1 protein-coding gene is annotated in these 530 nt (G+C 53.6%); it reads left to right on the top strand.

Going from position 1 to position 530, the window contains the following annotated elements:
• Positions 1-530 (top strand): hypothetical protein (locus ACTHUR_RS17810; RefSeq protein ID WP_440400061.1); only part of this gene is annotated, 530 nt, incomplete at both ends.

Genomic DNA, 530 nt, shown 5'->3' with positions numbered 1-530 from the left:
ACAACAAAACACACCAAAAACCACCCACCCACCAAAAACCCAACCCCCAAAACCAAAACACCACCCCCAACCACCACACCACACCCAACAACAACCCCACACCCAACACCACCCAACCACCCCACCCAACCAACAAACCTCCCAACCCCACCCCCAACCACCACACACCCCCCCACCAAACGCCTCCCCCCACCACCACAACCCCACCCAAAACCAACACCCCCACCCAACACCCCCACAACCCCCACCACCACACAAAACCAAACACCCCCCAAAACACAACCAACACTCACCACCAACACCCCACAAACACCAACCCACAACACAACCTACACCACAACAAACAAAAAAAACAACCCAAAAACCAACACCAAAACCCCAACAACCACACCCGACCACCACAACATTACCGCCTCTATGCCTTGCCATTCTTGGTTTACCATACCAACAGCGGTGCTAGGTACCAAAATCGACGCAACCTGGCCTTATTGGCCGATATTGCCGATAACCGCCTACTAGCAGTATCAACA

The sequence above is a fragment of the Neisseria sp. P0021.S007 genome, from assembly GCF_051956855.1.
This window is presented reverse-complemented; position numbering and strand designations above follow the sequence as displayed.